We start from the raw sequence: 18,602 nt of genomic DNA, 5'->3' as shown, positions 1-18,602 counted from the left end.
CAAATCAGAATATTGCGCCTAGGTCTCATTTAACCTGCCGAACGTTCTATTTGCAATACTCGTTGCGGTGGTTCGCTCAATTCCGATGCTTGCAGTCCCGGTTTATTCTGGTGAGAGGGCGTGCGGCGGCCTACTGAACTGGGTGGTGACGCGCCTGTTCGAGACTGGCCTTGGCCAGCATGGCCTCCAGCGAGGCGAGAACTTCTGGCACCATGAAGAGGGAGATTTCGTTCTTCCCATCGACTTCCAAGGCGATTACGGCGCCCAGTGTCGTGTCTGCGCTGACTGTAACGTGCTTCACTTTGATCACTGCAAACTCGCGCGTCGGCTTCTGCGGCATTCTCTCACCCCCGTTCTTTGATCTGTGTTCGTCATTCGATATCAACTTACAACGTATTCACAGCCGCCTCGCCACGTGCCCCCGGCACCGTGGTCCTCGCGAGCGGCCAATGTGACGACGAGGCCGGTTAACACGCTCTCCCCGCCAGAACCCTTGATGCAGCCGATCAGTCGTTGGACGTGTTCGACGGCGTGGGCGATGTTCAGCTGATTGCGGAGCCTGTCACCTCGCGGCCGTCACCTCTGGTCCCTTCGCGTGCAATGCCTTGCGCGTCTCATAGTCGACGATCGCGGCCCTCAGAGCTTGCAATTCGAGGGCTTTCGCCGAATTGGGCTGCGCATCCTCGATCTGGCCGATGCGCAGAAGCGCATACCGGTAATCCTCATGGCAGGTGATGCAGACGCTGTGCGTTTCCGGTTTGAGTTCAGTCACCGCGGTCATCGGATCTCTCCTTCCGTGGCTGATCCCAGAAAACTAGTTTGGACGGTTGGGGTTTCAAGAGGGTGTGACGCTGTCGCGAAGCTCGCCGCGGATGCTTCCAAGGGGGCGGCTTCGTCCTGGTCTGCGGAGCAGACGCGCGCATCGAAACGGCCGCCTCCAGTGAAGCCCTTGGTGCCTCATGGGCCCAGCAGATGGGGATGTCTCTCGGGGCGCGGGATTTCTATAGGGAGGGGGCGTTTCGGCGCGGGCCGCAATCGCGGCCAAAGCACCAGGGTTTGAGGGCTATGGGACAATCCACACCTGCCACGGCCGTGTTGAAAGCGGGCGGCGTTTCCTTCGAACTCCGAACCTATGAATACGACCCCAATAGCGATCGCGTCGGTCTTCAGGCGGCCCAGTCCCTGGGTGAACCACCCGGTCGGGTCTTGAAGACATTGATTGCGCAGGTCGACAACATACCCGTTTGTCTGGTTCTCCCATCAGACTGCGAGGCAAGCATGAAGAGGGTGGCCGCGGCCGTTGGAGGCAAGAGCGCGCGTATGCTGGCGCCGAGCGATGCCGAGCGCCTGACGGGGTATAAGGTCGGCGGCGTCAGCCCATTCGGTCAGAAGCGCAAGCTGAGGACCCTTGTCGAGATCACGGCCGTCTCCGAGCCATATGTCTTCGTCAATGGAGGGTTACGTGGCCTGCAGGTCAAGCTGGCGCCGGACGACCTTGTCCGCGCAAGCAATGCGGCGACCGTCGCGATCGTTTCCTAGCGGTGATCGTCTCTGGCTCGGCTTCTGCGACGTTCCGGGCTCGAGCGATCAAGCGCTGGTCCGGGAGAAGAGGCCCGACGACACAGCGCGGTGATTGCGGCGGCTTCGTTGTGTCGAACCCGGCGTTGAACGCCGCCACTCGCAGGTCTGGCCTCGGGGTCCAATCCAGCGGCCGAACACCATTGGAGATGCCCCAGCAATCTGCTCCCCGTCTCGTTGCGCCGCTTCCCTCGGCGCCTCTGGACGTCGCTTGACAGGCTCTGTCGATCAAAACTAGGCTAACATAATTATGCTTCTTATTCTGTAATTATAGAATAAATCCATACGAGGCGACCGCCTCGCATAAGGGGAGCGTGCCGCTATGACAGACGTCGTCGACAGCAAACGAAACCTGCTCAAGGCCGGCCTTGTCGGTGGCCTTGCACTTGCGGCAGCGTCCAGTTCAGCCAGGCAGGCGGCGGCACAAGCCGCTCCCAACAGCCTGCTGCGCACCGTTCTCGACCGGGGCAAGCTCATCGTCGGCACGGGCTCGACCAATGCGCCCTGGCATTTCGAGGATGAGAAGGGACAGCTCGTCGGCATGGACATCGCCATGGGGCGGATCCTCGCCAAGGGGCTCTTCGACGACGACAAGAAGGTCGAGTTCGTCAGGCAGGATGCGGCTCAACGCATTCCCAACATCAATACCGGGAAGGTCGACATCGTCATCCAGTTCATGACGATGTCACCGGCGCGGGCGCAGCTCGTCGCGTTCTCCCGACCCTATTATGTCGAGGGCATCGCCCTGCTGACGCGCCCCGACAGCGACAAGAAGAGCTTCGACGCCCTGCTCAAGGCAGGATCGGGTGCACGGGTCTCCATCCTGCAGAACGTCGATGCCGAAGCGTCGGTGAAGAAGGTCCTGCCGCAGGCGACGGTCATGCAGCTCGACAGCCAGGCCAATGTCGTCCTTGCGCTCGATTCAAAGCGTGCCGATGCCGCCGCCGTCGATCTCTCGACCGTCTGGTGGCTCGCGAAGCGCCACCCCGATAAATATGCCGATGCCGGCAAGTCCTGGAACTCCATGCTGTACGGCGCGGCCATGCGCCAGGGCGATCCGGACTGGGTGCGCTTCGTCGACACCACCTTCGGGATCGCCATGTACGGCCACCAGAACGAGATTTTCGATGTCGCGATCAGCGATTATTTTGGTCTGACGCCGCCAGTCCGCGAGACGGGGCTGCCGAAATTCTGACGGCGGCTTTCGCGGTCGCGCTTCGCCGACCCCTGCGCTCGCCGCTGGCGCGCGGCAGGGCGGCGAAGTCGCCTGCACGGCCCGTGACGAGACGTCTCCCGGCATGACGAACTACCACTTCAACTTCGCGATCGTCTGGCGCTACGCCGCGAAGCTGTTCGACGGTCTCCTGCTCAGCATCGAACTCGCGATCGCGACGATCGCGATCGGCATGGTGATCGGGCTGGTTCTGGCGCTCGTCGAAATGGACGGGCCACGCTGGGCCAGGCCGTTCATCCGGGGCTATGTCGAGTTCATCCGCAACGTCCCGCTGCTGCTGCTCGTCTATCTCGTCTTCTACGGCGTGCCGAGCGCGATCGATCTGCAATATGACGCCACGACCTCGTTCGTGGTGACGCTGGCGATCTATTCCGGCGCCTATCTGGTCGAGGTCCTGCGCGCCGGCTTCGAAGCCGTGCCGAAAGGGCTGATCGAGGCTGGCAAGGCGATCGGTCTTACGCCAGCGGGCGTGCTCGTCCATGTCCGGCTGCCGACGGCGCTGCGCATCGCCCTGCCATCGCTCTCGAACACCTATGTCTCGCTGTTCAAGGACACCTCGATCGCCTCCGCGATCGCCGTCCCTGAACTGGCTTACGGCATGCGCTGGATCGAGACGCAGACCTTCCGGACGGTCGAGGTCTATCTGCTCGCGACGCCGATCTATCTGATCACCAGCTACGCCATCCTGCTGCTGTTGCGGCTGGCCGAGCGGCGCTATGCCATCACGCGGTGAGCGGCCATGACGTTGTTCCTGCAGACGCTTCCGTTTCTGCTCGATGGCCTGCGCATCACGCTCCTGGTCTCGGCCGGCGTGATCGCGCTCTCGCTGTTGATCGGTGTCCCGCTCGGTTGCGTGCTCGCTTTCGGCCCGCTCTGGGCGCGGTTTCCGATCCGGATCTATGCCGATTTCGTGCGCGGCGTACCGATCCTGGTGTTGCTCTATTTCGTCTATTACGGGCTGCCGGCCATCAAGGTGAACCTGCCGAGCCTGACCGCCGCGATTGTGGCATTGACCGCCTTCAAGTCCGCCCAGGTCATTGAAATCACCCGCGGCGCCTTCCAGTCCATCCCCAGAGGGCAGACGGAAGCGGCGAAGTCCATCGGGCTCGGCCTCCTCGACCGCTTCGTCCATGTGCTTGCACCGCAGGCGATCCGACGCTTCCTGCCTCCCTTCGTCAACAGCGTCGTCGATACGGTGAAGGGCTCCTCGCTCGTCTCCCTGCTGGGGATCGTCGACCTGATGCTCGCGCTGCAGCAGGTGATTGGACGCACCCATGTAGCGTTGCCGCTCTATGTGATGGGGGCGCTGATGTATTTCGCCATCAACTATCCGCTTTCGACGCTGAGCCGGCGTCTCGAAAAGCGTTTCATCTGAGCGGAAGGACGATCATGATCGAGACGCCCGACGAGCCGGTGATCCGCATCAAGGGCCTGACCAAGTCCTTCGGCGCGCACCAGGTGCTGAAGGGCATCGATCTGGATGTCGGCAAGGGACAGGTGATCGCCGTCATCGGCCCATCCGGAAGTGGCAAGACGACCTTGCTGCGCTGCATCAACTTCCTCGAGGAATATGATGGCGGCTCGGTCCGGATCGATGGAGTGGAAGTCGGCTATCGGGATGACGGCGCCGGCCGCCGTCGGCGCAGTGACCGGGAACTCGCCAGCATCCGGGTCGATGCGGCAATGGTCTTCCAGCAGTTCAACCTGTTTCCGCATCTGACGGCGGCCCAGAACGTCATGCTCGGGCTGATGAAGTCGCGCGGCAAGAGCAAGGGCGAGGCAAGGCAGATTGCCGAGAAATGGCTCGTGCGCGTCGGCCTCTCCGAGAAGCTCGACGCGCTGCCCTCGCAATTGTCCGGTGGGCAGCAGCAGCGGGTCGGTATCGCGCGAGCGGTTGCGATCGAGCCGAAGGTCCTGCTGCTCGACGAGATAACCTCCGCGCTCGATCCCGAGCTTGTMGGCGAGGTGCTGGAGGTCGTCCAGGAACTGGCCGCGGAGGGCCGGACGATGATCCTCGTCACCCATGAAATGGCCTTCGCCAGKGAAGTCGCCGACCGCGTGGTGTTCACCGACCAGGGACTGATCGCGATCGACGCGCCGCCGAAGGCCGTCTTCGATGAACAGTCGAACGAACGATTGCGGGCTTTCCTCTCGCGCTTCGCCGCCTTTCGGCATGCTCATTGAGCGGCTGCTGGCGCCCTGACACCCATTCCGACCGAGTTCAGCGATGCCGCCTCCATCCGATCTTGCTCCTCCCTCCGATCTTGCGATGTCGCCCTATGAGAAGCTGGCACAACTTGGTCTTGAATTGCCGCAAGTGCCGACACCGATCGGCAATTTCACGACCCATGTCCGGGAAGGTACGCTGCTCTACCTGTCGGGTCAGGGGCCGACGCATGAGGACGGTCGCATCCACACGGGCAAGGTCGGCGCCGACGTCTCGGTCGAGGAGGCGTATGCTCATGCACGCCTGACGGGGCTGAACCTCATCGCGGTGCTGCACACGGCACTGGGGGACCTTCGAAAGGTCAGGCGCATCGTCAAGGTGCTCGGCATGGTCAACGCCACGCCGGACTTCACCGACCATCCCGCCGTCATCAATGGCTGCTCGGACCTCTTCGTCGCGGTCTTTGGCGATGCTGGCCGGCACGCGCGTTCAGCCGTCGGGTTCGGCTCGCTGCCGCGCCGCATCACCGTGGAGATCGAAGCGGTCGTCGCGGTCTCATGATGCTACTGCCTGAATTGCCAGCCAAGGCTTGCTTCGATGCGCTGTGCCGCGCTCCGGACTGCATCGGCGAAGCGGGAGGGCTCCTCCTGGACCTTGAATTCCGGCAGCACGATCGAGATGGTGATCACGCAATCTCCGGAATTGTTGCGCACCGGTGCCGCGACGCAGGCCACGGCATAGTCGGATTCGCCAGCCTGCACGGCGATGCCGGCGGACAGTGCTTCGTCGGATTGCTCGGCGAGCGCGACCGGGTCGACCGTTGCCCGCCCCGTTGGCGAGGCCTTGGCGCAGCGCCGGAACAGCGCCACCCGGTCCTGAAAATCGAGATGGGCGACCAGAAGCCGGCCCGAGGCGGTCCAGTTCAGGGGCACCCGGGTTCCGATCCGCGATGTGACCTTGAAGTGGCCGGGCCCCTCGGCCATCGCCTCCACCACCATCATGTCGCCGTCACGGCCGCAGATCTGGACTGTCTCACCGACCTCGCGAGAGAGCACATGCATCTCGTGGGTGGCGACCGTGATGATCTCAAGATCGCGCGCGTAGGCGAGGCCGTAGTGATAGAGTTTGGGGCCGAGCCAGACCACGCTGCCATTGCGCGAAAGCAGGTCCCTGGCGACCAGTTCCTCGACGATCGAATAGACCGTGGACAGCGGCGCTCCGACCGCGCGGGCGATATCGTATCCGGTCGCCGGCCGCGCCGTCTCCTGGAGATAGTCAAGGATCTGGACCGATCGCTCGATTCCGCTGACCCGCGTGCGCCGCGGCCCAGTGGCGGAGGGCGCGGACGCCACGCCCATCTCACTGTCCTTCATCTGCCAGCTCTCCGTCACGCGATTCCGCGGACCCCTTACCGTAACCATGCTTCCGGAGGAACGCCATGAACAAGCCCGATACCCGAAAGGCGCTCGGTCTCCGTGCGATCATCAATGTGTCGGGAACGATGACGGGGCTCGGCGCCTCGATCATCGTGCCGCAGGCCATCGAGGCGATGGCTGGGGTCATGCCGCAATTCGTCGAAGTCGACGAACTTCAGAAGGTCGCCAGCGGCGTCATCGCCAGATTGTGCGGAGCCGAGGCTGGATTCGTCACGGCTTCCTGCTCGGCCGGCATCACGCTTGCCGTGGCCGGGGCGATGACGGGCAGTGACCTCTATGCCGTCGAACGACTGCCGGACACGACGGGCCTGAAGGACGAAGTCCTGATCATGACCGGGCATATGGTGAGCTACGGCGCTCCCGTCGAACAAGGCATTGCGCTCGCTGGCGCCAGGGTAGTGCCGGTCGGGCAGGCCACGAGCGTACGGCCCTATCAACTGGCCGGAGCGATCTCGGAACGGACCGCCGCTGCGGTCTATGTCGTGTCCCATCATACGGTCAGCTATGGGCAGCTCCCGCTCGAGGAGTTCGCCGCCATTTGCCGGGCAAGGGGGGTGCCGGTCATCGTCGATGCCGCTTCGGAATACGACCTCCAGCGCTTCCTGGCCGCAGGCGCGGACATTGCGCTGTATTCGGCTCACAAGTTTCTCGGTGGCCCGACAGCCGGAATCGTCGCCGGTCGCAAGGACCTCGTGCGCGCGGCATTTCTTCAGAACGGCGGCATCGGCCGCGGCATGAAAGTCGGCAAGGAGAGCATCGTCGGCACCATCGCTGCCCTGGAAGCATGGGAGACGCGCGACCATGCCGGCATCCGGGAGCGCGAACAGGCCGCGCTTGCGCTGTGGCGCGAACGACTGGCCGAGAGGCCGGGGATCCGTGTCGAGATTGAGCCTGATCCGACCGACAACCCGCTCGACAGGATCAAGCTCTCGGTCGAACCGCAGGCCGCCCATATCACGGCCTGGGACCTCGCCGATGCGCTCGCACGCGGGGAGCCGCCAGTTATTGTGCGCGATCACGAGGTCGAGCACGGATTCTTCTATCTCGACCCCTGTAACCTTCACCCAGGCCAGGAGAATATCGTCGCCGATCGACTGGCCGCCGAGCTTGGCGCCGCCCTGCGCAGCAATGAGATCATCGCCACGCCGCTGGAGGAACGCCGAAGCCGTCGGGCAGCCTATCTCAGGCGTTGGCCGGATTGATGCCTATCCCGCGGATCGCAGGCTCTGGTGACTGTCGGTGCGTCACGCTTTTAGGTGCAGGCTCACCAGCACGGTGATTTCCGCTCCCGCCGGCAGCGAGACCGCAACACGCAGGAAGTTCCCGAAATGCGCGAGCCGCTGGAAGGTCACGGCGTTCTCGCGCGCAGGCAGATCGAAGAGCGAACCTTCCGGGGCCCAATGCAGCCCGTCGGCCGAAATCTCGATGCGGGCCTGCGGCAGCGCACCCTTCGGTGGCTTGAGGGCCMGCACGAAGATGATGGCTTCCTTGGMCCAGCCGGCCTCGTAGGGCTCGGTTGCGGCCTCGCCCGTCCAGGTTTCGTTGCGGGCGACGATGGCGGTGAGGTTCTCGGGCAGCATCAGAAATCTCCCGACAGGCAAACGGAATCGAGATAGGCGAAGGCGCGCTTGTCGGAGTCGGTTTCGGCGAAGAAGCCGAGATTGAGCATGCACCAGAGGTTCTTCATCGCCGGGATGCGGATCGACTCATAGCTGCTCATGTCGAAGCTGCGGTCGTTCACCTGGAAGCCGGTGGCGCGCATCGTCGCCAGATCGAAGTCGAAACGCAGATAGTGCCAGTTCACCTTGGTCGGAATCTCGTTGTAGCAGAGCCGCTGCTCGCCGCCCGGCAGATCCTCCCAGTCGTCCGGCGAGAGATGGTAATGCGAGATCGTCTTGCCGGCGGAGCCGATCGGCTTGATCGGCGTGGTGCGGCGCTTGAACTGCCATTTCTGGACATGCTCGCCGTCGAGCGCATTGAGAAAGCGCAGATGCGGCATCACGCGCTCGCCGCCGGCGCCATGCTGGTCGCCGACTTGGAGATCGTAGAGGAAGCCGAACGAGCGGATGTCGGTTTCGGAGAGCTGCAGTTCCGTCGCTTCCGGCTTGAAGCTGAAATAGGCCTCGAGACGAATCGGTCCGGGTTTGCGGAAGGTCAGGCGCTTGATTGCGACGTTCTGCGCGCCCTTCTTCGGCCGTGTCGCGATCTTCAGCGCATAGGAGCCGTCGACGCCGCCATGCGAACCGAAATCCCAGTTTGGCAGCGTCGAGAGCATGGCGTGCGAATGCTGGGCATAGCCCGGCAGCATGGCGTCCAGCGTGTCCTCGTAATTGCCAACGAGCTGGGTCCAGCCGCACATGCCGCGGTCGAAATCGTCGAGGCAGATGATGCGAGGCAAGGGATCGAAGCGACTGAGTTGCGGATCCGCCTCGCGGATCGCACGGCGCATGTCATCGAGTTGGGAGCTGGTCGCGGTCATTGGGCTTACCCCTTCACCGCGCCGGCGGTCAGGCCCGCGACGAGGTGCTTCTGCATGAGGATGACGAAGGCGAGCACCGGCAGCAGCTGGACGGCGGAGGCGGCGAAGAGCACGCCCCATTCGACGCCCTCGACCGCGCCGATCATCTCGGCGACGACCAGCGGCGCGGTCTTGGCCTTGGTCGTGGTGAAGATGAAGGCGAAGAGGAATTCGTTCCAAGCGTAGACGATGACGAAGACCGCGACCGCCAGCATGCCTTGCGCGGCCAGCGGGAAGATGACGCGCCTGATGATCTGGAACTGCGAGGCCCCGTCGATCATCGCCGCCTCGTCGAGTTCACGCGGGATCTGGTCGATGAACGTGCGCATCACGATGGTGCCGAGCGAGACGAAGAAGGTGGCGTAGAGCACGATCAGGATGAGATGCGTGTCGTTGAGCCCGAGCCAGTTGACCACCGGAAAGAGCGGCAGCGTGATCACGATCGGCGGGATCAGGCGGATGAAGATCAGGAAGAAGGCGCTGGCCTGCAGGCCCCGGCTGGCGTGACGGGAATAGGCGAAGCCGGCGAGCAGTGAAACCGTGACGGCAAGCACGGTCGCTCCGGACGTAACCAGGAAACTGTTCCAGAGCCCGTGGAAGAAGTCGCCCCAGCGGCTCCAGAGCAGCTCGTAATTGGCGAGCGTCGGCGTGAAGCTGAACCGCGAGGTTAACGAGAAGATGTCCCGGTCCGACTTGAAGGACGACATCACGATCAGCGCGATCGGCAGGATCGACCAGGCGGCGATCGCGAGGACGCCAAAGCCCTTCAGGACCGCAAGGGGGAATGAGCGCTTAGGCATGTTTTCTGAACATCTCCCGGTAGAGAGAGCGCAGGTAGAACAGCGCAAGCAGGAGCGAGGCGAGCACCAGCAACCAGCCGGTCGCGGCCGCAGCACCGAAGGAGTTGTACCGGAACGCCTCGAGATAGAGATAGACGGCCATCACCTCGGTGGTGCGTGCGGGACCTCCGCCGGTCATCAGCCAGACCTCGGAGAACAGCCGGAAGGCGAAGATGTAGCGGAACAGGGCGGCGATCAGCAGCGCCGGCATCAGGAGCGGCAAGGTGATGCGGCGGAATGCGGTCCAACCCGTTGCACCATCGATGGCGCCGGCCTCGTAGAGCTCGTCCGGGACGGAGAGTCTTGCGGCGTAGATGATGATGAAGCTGAATGGCAGGTGCAGCCAGATCGAGAGCAACGAGACCATGAAAAGGCCATGCGACGGCTTCACCGCCCATTCGATCGGTGGCAAGCCGAACCAGGCGAGCGCCTGGCTCATCATCCCGACATCGGGCTCGAACAGATAGCGCCACATCACCACCGCCGAGACCTCGCTGACCGCGTAGGGCGCAAGCACGATGGCGAGCAGGAGCGCCCGGAAGGGCACCCCCGAGGCGAAGAACAGCGCCATGAGCAGGCCGAGCAGCAGCTCGACATGCACGACGACGGCGACGACGATGACCGTGTTGATCAACGCCCGCCAGAAATACGGGTCGCCGAGCACCTTGGCGTAGTTGGCGAGGCCGACGAAGCTGGCTGCCTGACCGAAGGAGGATTGGTTCAGGCTGAGCCAGAACACATAGATCGCCGGCAGGAAGATGATACCGCCAACCATCAGCTGGACCGGGCTGACGAGGGCGAGGGCAGAGAGGGGCGTGCGACTGGCCATGATGCTCAGGCGATACGGTGGCGCGCGAGCATCTCGCGGTCGATTTCGATGCCGAGGCCGGGACCTTGCGGCACGTCGAGCATACCGTCGACGAGCTGATGCCCTTCGCCAACGACCGGTGTGGTGAAGCTGTCGCGCAGCGGATTGGCGTAGACCATGCACTCGAAGGTCCGCAGGCTTTCGGCCGCGGCGGCAAGCTGCAGGCTGGCGGCAACGCAGATTGCGCCGGACCAGCCGACATGGGGGGCATAGGCCGTGTTGAAACTCGCGGCGAGTTCAGCGATGCGCCAGGTCTCGGTGATGCCGCCCGAGCGTGTGACGTCCGGCTGGATCAGGCCGAGCGAGCGGTCCTGCAGCATCATGAGGGCCTCGCTGGCGACATAGTCGCTCTCGCCCGCCGCGAGCCGGATCGGCAGGTGTTGGGCGAGGCGCGCATAGCCTGCGCGGTCATGCGGCGCGATCGGCTCCTCGAAGAAGCCGTAGCCGAGATCGGCCAGCGCCCGCCCGACGATCATGGCGTCGTCGACGTCATAGGCCCAGTTGGCGTCGACATAGAGGGCGATATCGTCCCCGGCGAGCTTGCGGATGAATTTGGCGCGCGCGATCGCGTCCTTCAGGGGATGGCCGAGCTTGACCTTGATCTCGCGGAACCCGGCCGTCACCGCCGCTGCGACCTCTGCTTCCACCGTCGCATCGTCGAGCCAGTTGATTGATGAGGCATAGGCCGGCACGCGGAGCCGCCCCATGCCGCCGAGCAGCTTGTGGATCGGTTCGCCGGCGGCTTTGCCGGCAATATCCCAGAGAGCGATGTCGATCGCGGATATGGCTTCGACCAGTTGCCCACCGGGCCGCCCGGAGAGGGCATGGCGCATCGACTTCCACAGGGCCCGCCGGTCTGCGGGATCCTTGCCGATCAGCCGCGGGCTCAGCGCATCGTCGATCAGGCGCGCATAGCCGGCGGCTCCGCGGCGCGCGAGCGCCTCGCCGTAGCCGGTGATGCCGTCGCTGGTCGTGACCTCGACGACAACGAGCTCGATCGCGGGATAGTCACCTTGCGAGGTGCGTTGCGTCTTCTCGAGTGTCGCCCGCAGGGGATGGGACTCGATCCTGGCGATGCTGCGGCCGGTCATCTGGTATCGGTCCCTGGTTTGCGGGAAGGCTGATCAACCTAACTGATAGGTTGATCAGTTGCAAACCTGCTCTGTATCTGTCAATCATGAAAGTGGAGGATGCGAATGACCGAAGCCGCGACACTGCCCGAGATCGACAGCGACCCGTTCGCCGCCTCCGATGTCGTGCCGACGCGGCTGGGCGATGCGTTGATCGCGCGCATCACCCAGGCAATCCATGATGGCAGGCTGAAGCCCGGCGACGCGCTTCCATCCGAGGCGCGCCTTGCCGCATCCTTCGGAGTCAGCAAACCGATCGCGCGCGAGGCGATCCGCCAGCTCGCAGCCATGGGCGTCGTCAACATCCAGCAGGGCAAGGTCACGCGCGTCCAGGCGCTCGATGCCGCTCCGCTCGATCGCTTCTTTCGCTTCGCCGTGAGAGGCAGCAAGACCGGGCTCACCGAGGCTGTCGAACTGCGCCGCATCCTAGAGCCGCCGATCGCGCGTTATAGCGCCGAGCGTCGCTCGCCCGCCGATATCGAGCGCCTGACTGGCATCCTCGTGCGCATGGAGGCGTCGCTCGGCGACGTGCCGCGCTGGATCGAGGCAGATCTCGATTTTCACGAGGCGATTGCCGCCTCCGCCGGCAACCGGCTGCTTGATCTCCAGATCCAGGGCCTTCGTCCGGTGATCCGTGAAGTGATGGAGATCTTCAATTCGCGCAGCGCCCGCACGCAGGCCGATTGGCGCAAGACCTATGAGCGCCATGTCCGCGTTGTCGAAGCGATCCGCGCCGGCGACGCCGAGGCGGCGGAAATGGCCATGAACAAGCATTTCGAAGCGGCTGAAGCCGCCATCGCGGAACTCGCGACACTCGGGGAGGATAATCATGACGGCAGGAACAGGGTTGGACCGTAGGCAGCTCCTGGGCGGCTTCATCGGCCTGAGCTTTGCCGGCGCCGCTCCGGCCTTCGCGCAGCAGGGCGGCCCTTTCAACGTCTTTGCGCACCGGGTGATGCAGACCGTCGCGACCGGTGCACAAGGCGGCGACATCACGAAGGATTGGGCGCAGAAGAATGGTGCCACGATCCAGTGGACGACCTTTGATACCGGACCGTTGCAGGAGCGGCTGTTTCGCGAGGCAAGCCTCTCCGAAAGCACCGTCGATGTCGGCTTCGTGCTGAACACGCAGGTGATCCCACGCGCCGCCAACCTGTTCGAGCCGCTCGACGGTTACCTGAGCCGCGATCCCCTGGAGGACCCGGCTGACATCTTCCCCGGGCTGATGGAAGGCATGAAGGTCGGCGGCAAGCAGCTCGCGGTTCCGTTCCGCCATGCCTCGTCGGGGCTGCATTACAACGAGGAATTGCTGGCCGAGAGGGGCTTTTCGAAGCCGCCGGCCTCGATCGAGGAACTGGTCGAGATCGCCAGGGCCTGCACCTATCGCCGCAGCGACGGCACCGCGGTGGTGGGCCTGTGCATGCCCGGCGTCACCTACCCGAACGTGATCGATATCGCTCGCGCCTGGGACGGCGACTTCATCACGTCTGACTTCAAATGCGTCGCCGACCAGCCGCCGATGCTGAACGCCATCAAGCTCCTGCGCGCCCTGTTCGAGGCCGGTGCCTTCCCGCGCAATTTCGCGACGCTCTCGCCCGAGGACGTCAATGTCTGGATGCAGACCGGGCGTGCCGCGATGAGCCTGCAGAGCATGGGCCGCAATCGCATCTACAACGACCCGCAGAAGTCGAAATTTCCCGGCAAGATCAGAACGGTCGCCGTCCCCGCCTCGAAGACGCTGGCCGGAAAATATGACGCTGCGCCAGCCAAGGTCGAGTTCTGGGGCATGGTCATCCCGAAGAACGCGAAGCGCAAGGATCTCGCCTGGAACTTCATCAAGGCGATGACCGCGAAGGATGCGACCCTGAAGGCTGCCCTCAACGGCAATGGCCCGGTGCGCGCCTCGACCTATGCCGATGCCGGCTTCGCCAACACCGTTCCCTATGCGGCGGAAGAGCTGAAGGTGCTCAAGGTCGCCCGTGTGCCGCTGCCAGCCTTCGACGAGGCGGCCCGTGCCGGCGACCTGTTCAAGGAAGAGGCCGAAGCCGCCGTGCTCGGCATGAAGACCCCGGAGGAGGCCATGTCCTCGCTCGTCAAGCGCGTGCAGCCCCTGCTGCCGGCCTGAACCATCTCTGACAATCGCGCGGCACAGCGCGGAGCACCATCGGGAGGAACACTATGGACAATCGCACTCTTTCGCGCCGCCGCTTCGGACTGCTCGCCAGCGGAGCGGCAGCGTCGCTGGCCTTGCCGACAGGCGCCATGGCTCAGGCCCGGACGGTGACCGCACTCGGGCACCGTGTCCATCAGACCTCGGCCACGACGGGCCCGGGCGGCGATGCGACCGAAGCCTGGCGCAAGCAGGCAGGCGCGGCGGTCAACTGGGTCACCTTCGGCGACGTCAACGCCATCCATGAGCGCCTCTTGCGCGAGGTGACGCTGACCGAGACCTCGATCGATCTCGCCTACCTGCTCAATGGCCGCGCCGTGCCGCGCAATCTCAAGCTGTTCGAGCCGCTGGATGCCTTGCTGAAGGATGCGCCAGTCGAGGATTTCGCCGATTTCGCGCCGGGACTGGTCGAGCCGTTGAAAGTCGACGGCGCCCTGCACGGTATACCGGTTCGCCACGCCACCAATGCGCTGATCTATAACGAGGCGCTGCTGGAAGAACGCGGCATCACCAAACTGCCGGCCACCTTCGAGGAACTGATCGAGGTGGCGCGCAAGCTGACCTTCAAGCGCGAGGACGGCACGCAGGTCAACGGCCTTGCCTTCACAGCGGTCTTCGCCTCCAATTTCCTGACCCTCGCCCGCTGTCTTGGTGGCGACTACATGACCAGCGACGGCAAGCTCGTGGCGGCAGAGGCGCCAATGGTGAAGGCCCTGACGGTGCTTGCCGATCTCTACAAGGCGGGCGTGCTGCCGCGCAATTTCGCGACCGTCAACAACGAGGAGATCACCACCTGGATGCAGCAGGGCAGGGCGGCGATGACGATCAACCCCTTCGCCCGGCTGGTGACCTATAACGATCCGGCCAAGGGCAAGTATGGCGGGCGCTTCAAGTCGCTACTGCCGCCGATGGCCTCCGACCTTGTCGGCAAGGTCGCGTTTGCGCCGACAGTCGAGTTCTGGTCGCTGGTGATCCCGAAGAACAGCAGGCAGAAGCCGCTGTCCTGGGATCTCATCCGGGCTCTCTCGTCGAAGGCCGGCACCAAGGCGATGGCCCTGAATGGCAACGGTCCTGTCCGGATCTCGACCTATGCCGATCCGGCGCTGATTGCCGCGATGCCCTATGCGGCCGACGAGGCGGCAGCGCTCAAAGCCTCCCGCATTCATCTGCCGGCCTTCGACGAGCAGGCGCGCGCCCATGACATCTTCATCGAGGAGACGCAGGCCGCAGTGCTCGGCATCAAGCCACCGCAACAGGCAATGGACGACGCGGTGAAGCGCGTTCGCCCGCTGCTCGGCTAGGCGGATGGCAGGGCTTCATGGGCGCGTCGCTCTGGTCACCGGCGCGGCGCGGGGGATTGGCCTGGCCGTGGCGTCGGAACTGGCCCGGGCCGGTGCGCATGCCGTGCTGCATGATCGCGATGCGGCCGCAAACGCGGAGGCGCTCTCGCGGCTGCATGCGGCCGGGCTGAAGGCGAGCGGCCTGATCGCGGATCTTGCAGACCCGGCGATGCCCGGCCGAATGCGTGATGACCTGAACGCTCGGGGCCTCGTTCCCGACATCCTGGTGCTGTGTGCTTCGGCCGAGATCAGGGAGCGGTGGGACATCGTCAGTGATCGTGCCCTGGTGGTGCAGAGCGAAGTCAATCTCCACGCCACGGTCCGCCTGATCCAGGCCTTCCTGCCCGGCATGATCGCGGGAGGCTTTGGCCGGGTGATCGCGATCGGCAGCGTTCAGGAGGCCAGGCCCAATGCCGATTGCCTCTACTATGCCGCCACCAAGGCGGCCCAGACGAGCATGATCCTGAATCTCGCGCGCACCGTCCGGGCGCCGGATGTCACCTTCAACGTGATCAAGCCGGGCGCGATCCTGACCGATCGCAACCGCGCCGTGCTGGCCGACCCGGTCTATGAGGCGGCGGTCCTGGAGCGCGTCCCGCTTGGGCGGATTGGCGCACCACGCGACTGCGCCGGAGTGGCGCTGCTGCTGTGCCGCGGCGAGGGGGCCTATATCAACGGCGCCGAGATCGCGGTCGATGGCGGATTGCGACTGTAGCCTGCGCGGCCCGCGGCTCTCGCGTAGCATGCGGGGCTCATGATGCTGTGATCCGGGGGCTTCCCGTCACCGCAGCACAACGACCTTGGTACCAGTCCTGACGCGATCGTAGAGGTCGACAACGTCGCGATTGGTCATCCGGATGCAACCCGACGACACGGCTGCCCCGATCGTGTTGGGCTCATTGGAGCCATGGATGCGATACAGGCTTGATCCGAGATAGAGCGCGCGTGCGCCCAGGGGATTGTCGATGCCGCCCGGCATGTAGCGCGGCAGATCGGGCCGGCGTTTCAGCATCTGCGCGGGAGGCCGCCAATCCGGCCACTCGCGCTTTCTCGTGACGATCTTGGTCCCCGACCAGCTAAAGCCCTGCCGCCCGACGCCGACGCCATAGCGGATCGCCTGCCCATTCCCGAGCACGTAGAAAAGCCGCCGCTGGCTCGTTGAAATGACGATCGTGCCGGGCGCGTATTGCCCGCGCCAAGGCACGATCTGGCGCGGGATCGCCTGTTCGCTGAAGATGTTGAGGAAGTCGGCAAGCCCGCGGCTGACCGCATTGTCGTAGGCGTAGGCGGGCGCCGAGAGCGCCAGCGCCGCAACGAAGAGAATGATAGCGCGCAGCATGACCCGCCCTGCAACGCCCCCAGCTGGCGATTCAAGGGAGAAATGGAGGGGGCGTCAAGACAGAATGCGCCGGCGCAGACTGGGACGGAGCCGGAGTTCAGCGCCGCACATATCTTGGAGGCGTCAAGCTGCGCGCGAACCAGTCGATGAAGCCGATGATGTCGAAGACCGGTCGTCCGGTCGCCTCCGCAATTGCTGCTGCATGAGGCGGCAGATTGGTACATTCGCAGAGGATGGCCCCGACATTGGGATGCCTGGCTACGAGCGCCAGCGCCGCGTCGACGACCTCCCGCTCGAGCGTAGCGAAATCCGAAATCCCGCCCTGGCCGCCATAGACGCGGCGAAACAGGCTCTCCGGCGCCAGACCCTCGATCGGGGTGTCCGCCCTGACGCCGACCGCATCGAGGTGCCTTCGTGTCAGCGCTTCCGCTGCGAAGGTGAGAATGCCGACCTGTTGGCCGGCGGGAAGCATCGCCTCGATCACCGGTGCCTGGAGCAGGCTGCTGGTCGCCACCGGCACTGGCAGCGCCGCGGTCATCTCCTTCTGCAGGAGCGCCAGGAAGCCGCAGCTCGTCGTGATGCCGCGCACGCCGGTCGCGACGAGATCGAGCGCTGCAGCGATGAAGGGCTCGAGCAGTCCCGCGGCTTGCCCATGGACCACCGCAGCGGGATTCGCGCCGCGCACAACCCGGAACTGGACCGGGAACGACCATGTCGTTCCGTTCCCGATATCCCCGGGCAGACGCTGGAATTGCGTGTCGAGCATGAGCACACCGATCCCGAGATCGGCGACCACGCCGTTTGTCCGCGCGGGAGTGGGATTGCTGTTCACGATGCCGTTTCCATGCTCGAGTGCTCGGCCGAGGCGGTCGTGATCCCGTCGAAGAACCACGACAGGAAGCGATTGGCGCGCAATGCGTCAATCGGGATATCCTCCTGAGCGATCAGTCCGCAGCCGCTTAGCCGTCCCTCCCGAATGAGGTCCAGGACGGCGGCGACATGGGATGCCGCAGTCCGCCGCATCGCGCTCAACGAAACGGTGCCGACAGTCGCGGGAACGACGTGACGCGCGAACCGGTGTTCGATCCGCCGCCCGTTCCGCAGGCCGACGGCCGTGATGAAGACCAGGAGCCGGTCGTCGTCGATCTCGGGGAGCGCGTTCAGAAAGAGGTTCCGCAGCTGATCCACCCGGTGCCGCAGTTTCAGATCGTCCAGCAGGAACTTCATGTAGTCGAGATGGCCGGGATAGCGGATCGTCCGGGAGACCAGGCTGTCGACACGCCCCTCCAGGCATGTGCACAGGCTCAGGGGGATATTTCCGGAAACGAAGACCTCGTAGAGGCTGTCGTCGAGACGGAGCTGCTCCTGCTCGGACAGGGGAGGCAGGCGCGTTACCTTGCGGTTGATCAACGCGGTCGAGGGCTGCAGATATTCGCGCAGCAGGGCATCGACATCCCAGGTGAGGCCGTAGCCGAACCGATTGGTCGAATGCCGTGGCAAGGTGCCGATCCGGACATTCACCTCGCTGCCTTGCATCACACCCCTGGACAAGAGGTCCAGCACCAGCGGCGAGATCAATCCTGGCGATACACCGCATTGCGGAACGAAGCAGCTGGAGGCCGACCCGGCCTCGCGTCGAACGGCCTCGAGGCCGGGCGTATCATCGCTCAGATCAAGGTAATGCACGCCGCTGCGCCGGGCGGCCGCGGCTATGGGAGGTGTCGCGGATGATGGCAGCGCGGCCACCACCGCGTCGGACCGGGCCAGCAGGCTGTCCAGCTTGGATGGGTTGGCGGGATCGATGTCCACCAGGCGCAGATTGAGATTGCGAGCGCTTACCCGAGCCGGCTCCGTCGGATCCACGATCACGACGTCGAACTCCGGGGCCTCGCGAAGCAGGACCGCCAGCGCCGAGCCAATTCTGCCGCCGCCAACGATCACGACGGAAAACGGGCGGTGTTCCTCCCCAAGCCTGTTCATCGG

General features: G+C 64.5%; 22 protein-coding genes. 11 read left to right on the top strand and 11 right to left on the bottom strand.

The genetic code is table 11. The features are described from left to right. Nucleotides 1-130: 130 nt before the first annotated feature. Together AC1DIO_RS01955 and AC1DIO_RS01950 are read right to left on the bottom strand one after the other, a co-directional pair. Nucleotides 131-340, bottom strand: a complete 210-nt coding sequence (locus AC1DIO_RS01955) for a hypothetical protein (RefSeq protein WP_113516134.1) — start codon at nucleotides 338-340, stop codon at nucleotides 131-133. 222 nt (nucleotides 341-562) lie between these two features. Further along, complete coding sequence (locus tag AC1DIO_RS01950) at nucleotides 563-781, bottom strand: hypothetical protein (RefSeq protein WP_441492144.1); 219 nt, start codon at nucleotides 779-781, stop codon at nucleotides 563-565. Nucleotides 782-1,065: 284 nt separating this feature from the next. On the opposite strand from AC1DIO_RS01950, the gene ybaK reads away from it, so the two are divergent. The 6 genes from ybaK to AC1DIO_RS01920 all read left to right on the top strand — a co-directional run bounded on the left by ybaK (nucleotide 1,066) and on the right by AC1DIO_RS01920 (nucleotide 5,540). After that, nucleotides 1,066-1,539, top strand: coding sequence for a Cys-tRNA(Pro) deacylase (gene ybaK / locus AC1DIO_RS01945; RefSeq protein WP_441504203.1), 474 nt, complete (start codon nucleotides 1,066-1,068; stop codon nucleotides 1,537-1,539). Between the two features lie 361 nt (nucleotides 1,540-1,900). Beyond that, nucleotides 1,901-2,773 carry a transporter substrate-binding domain-containing protein gene (locus AC1DIO_RS01940; RefSeq protein ID WP_441492142.1) on the top strand — a complete coding sequence of 291 codons (873 nt, stop codon included), beginning with the start codon at nucleotides 1,901-1,903 and terminating at the stop codon, nucleotides 2,771-2,773. Nucleotides 2,774-2,876: 103 nt separating this feature from the next. Next, entirely contained in the window at nucleotides 2,877-3,545 is a 669-nt protein-coding gene (locus AC1DIO_RS01935; RefSeq protein WP_476853070.1) for an amino acid ABC transporter permease, read from the top strand. Nucleotides 3,546-3,551: 6 nt separating this feature from the next. Further along, nucleotides 3,552-4,187, top strand: a complete 636-nt coding sequence (locus AC1DIO_RS01930; RefSeq protein ID WP_441492140.1) for an amino acid ABC transporter permease — start codon at nucleotides 3,552-3,554, stop codon at nucleotides 4,185-4,187. Between the two features lie 14 nt (nucleotides 4,188-4,201). After that, nucleotides 4,202-4,996 (top strand): amino acid ABC transporter ATP-binding protein, encoded by a 795-nt coding sequence (locus AC1DIO_RS01925; protein WP_476853069.1) that lies wholly within the window; start codon nucleotides 4,202-4,204, stop codon nucleotides 4,994-4,996. Between the two features lie 43 nt (nucleotides 4,997-5,039). Continuing rightward, nucleotides 5,040-5,540: a RidA family protein gene (locus AC1DIO_RS01920; protein ID WP_441504204.1), complete on the top strand. Its 501-nt coding sequence runs from the start codon at nucleotides 5,040-5,042 to the stop codon at nucleotides 5,538-5,540. 2 nt (nucleotides 5,541-5,542) lie between these two features. Here AC1DIO_RS01920 and AC1DIO_RS01915 read toward each other — a convergent pair whose 3' ends face one another. Continuing rightward, the gene (locus AC1DIO_RS01915) at nucleotides 5,543-6,352 is read right to left on the bottom strand and encodes an IclR family transcriptional regulator (RefSeq protein WP_441504205.1); all 810 of its coding nucleotides are present in this window, start codon (nucleotides 6,350-6,352) and stop codon (nucleotides 5,543-5,545) included. Between the two features lie 65 nt (nucleotides 6,353-6,417). Between AC1DIO_RS01915 and AC1DIO_RS01910 the strand changes: the two genes are divergently transcribed. Continuing rightward, nucleotides 6,418-7,617, top strand: a complete 1,200-nt coding sequence (locus AC1DIO_RS01910) for an aminotransferase class V-fold PLP-dependent enzyme (protein ID WP_441492136.1) — start codon at nucleotides 6,418-6,420, stop codon at nucleotides 7,615-7,617. A 42-nt stretch (nucleotides 7,618-7,659) separates the two neighbouring features. On the opposite strand, the gene AC1DIO_RS01905 is transcribed toward AC1DIO_RS01910, so the two are convergent. The 5 genes from AC1DIO_RS01905 to AC1DIO_RS01885 are packed head-to-tail and all read right to left on the bottom strand — an operon-like array spanning nucleotide 7,660 to nucleotide 11,731. Further along, nucleotides 7,660-7,995: a hypothetical protein gene (locus AC1DIO_RS01905; protein ID WP_476853068.1), complete on the bottom strand. Its 336-nt coding sequence runs from the start codon at nucleotides 7,993-7,995 to the stop codon at nucleotides 7,660-7,662. After that, the gene (locus AC1DIO_RS01900) at nucleotides 7,995-8,864 is read right to left on the bottom strand and encodes a DUF6772 family protein (protein ID WP_441492212.1); all 870 of its coding nucleotides are present in this window, start codon (nucleotides 8,862-8,864) and stop codon (nucleotides 7,995-7,997) included. Before AC1DIO_RS01900 ends, AC1DIO_RS01905 begins: the two co-directional genes overlap by 1 nt. Nucleotides 8,865-8,899: 35 nt before the next feature. After that, nucleotides 8,900-9,733: a carbohydrate ABC transporter permease gene (locus tag AC1DIO_RS01895; protein WP_441504207.1), complete on the bottom strand. Its 834-nt coding sequence runs from the start codon at nucleotides 9,731-9,733 to the stop codon at nucleotides 8,900-8,902. Continuing rightward, nucleotides 9,726-10,601, bottom strand: a complete 876-nt coding sequence (locus AC1DIO_RS01890) for a carbohydrate ABC transporter permease (RefSeq protein WP_441504208.1) — start codon at nucleotides 10,599-10,601, stop codon at nucleotides 9,726-9,728. The genes AC1DIO_RS01895 and AC1DIO_RS01890 overlap by 8 nt, the downstream gene beginning before the upstream one ends. A 5-nt stretch (nucleotides 10,602-10,606) precedes the next feature. Beyond that, the gene (locus AC1DIO_RS01885; RefSeq protein ID WP_441504209.1) at nucleotides 10,607-11,731 is read right to left on the bottom strand and encodes a mandelate racemase/muconate lactonizing enzyme family protein; all 1,125 of its coding nucleotides are present in this window, start codon (nucleotides 11,729-11,731) and stop codon (nucleotides 10,607-10,609) included. A 105-nt stretch (nucleotides 11,732-11,836) separates the two neighbouring features. Between AC1DIO_RS01885 and AC1DIO_RS01880 the strand changes: the two genes are divergently transcribed. From AC1DIO_RS01880 to AC1DIO_RS01865, 4 genes are read left to right on the top strand one after another with little or no spacing between them, the layout of a single operon-like run. Then, nucleotides 11,837-12,628, top strand: a complete 792-nt coding sequence (locus tag AC1DIO_RS01880) for a FadR/GntR family transcriptional regulator (RefSeq protein WP_441504210.1) — start codon at nucleotides 11,837-11,839, stop codon at nucleotides 12,626-12,628. Next, complete coding sequence (locus tag AC1DIO_RS01875) at nucleotides 12,600-13,895, top strand: ABC transporter substrate-binding protein (protein WP_441504211.1); 1,296 nt, start codon at nucleotides 12,600-12,602, stop codon at nucleotides 13,893-13,895. The genes AC1DIO_RS01880 and AC1DIO_RS01875 overlap by 29 nt, the downstream gene beginning before the upstream one ends. A 53-nt stretch (nucleotides 13,896-13,948) precedes the next feature. Then, nucleotides 13,949-15,241 (top strand): ABC transporter substrate-binding protein, encoded by a 1,293-nt coding sequence (locus AC1DIO_RS01870; protein WP_441504212.1) that lies wholly within the window; start codon nucleotides 13,949-13,951, stop codon nucleotides 15,239-15,241. Nucleotides 15,242-15,245: 4 nt separating this feature from the next. Continuing rightward, nucleotides 15,246-15,995 carry an SDR family NAD(P)-dependent oxidoreductase gene (locus AC1DIO_RS01865; RefSeq protein ID WP_441504213.1) on the top strand — a complete coding sequence of 250 codons (750 nt, stop codon included), beginning with the start codon at nucleotides 15,246-15,248 and terminating at the stop codon, nucleotides 15,993-15,995. A 66-nt stretch (nucleotides 15,996-16,061) separates the two neighbouring features. Here the strand turns inward: AC1DIO_RS01865 and AC1DIO_RS01860 are convergent, their stop codons facing one another. The 3 genes from AC1DIO_RS01860 to AC1DIO_RS01850 form a co-directional block, all read right to left on the bottom strand. Beyond that, entirely contained in the window at nucleotides 16,062-16,619 is a 558-nt protein-coding gene (locus AC1DIO_RS01860) for a L,D-transpeptidase (RefSeq protein WP_441504214.1), read from the bottom strand. Between the two features lie 97 nt (nucleotides 16,620-16,716). After that, nucleotides 16,717-17,451 carry an aspartate/glutamate racemase family protein gene (locus AC1DIO_RS01855; RefSeq protein WP_441504215.1) on the bottom strand — a complete coding sequence of 245 codons (735 nt, stop codon included), beginning with the start codon at nucleotides 17,449-17,451 and terminating at the stop codon, nucleotides 16,717-16,719. Next, nucleotides 17,448-18,599 (bottom strand): saccharopine dehydrogenase family protein, encoded by a 1,152-nt coding sequence (locus AC1DIO_RS01850; protein ID WP_441504216.1) that lies wholly within the window; start codon nucleotides 18,597-18,599, stop codon nucleotides 17,448-17,450. Before AC1DIO_RS01850 ends, AC1DIO_RS01855 begins: the two co-directional genes overlap by 4 nt. Between the last annotated feature and the right edge of the window lie 3 nt (nucleotides 18,600-18,602).

The sequence above is a fragment of the Allobosea sp. 05T439 genome (assembly GCF_056396005.1).
This window is presented reverse-complemented; position numbering and strand designations above follow the sequence as displayed.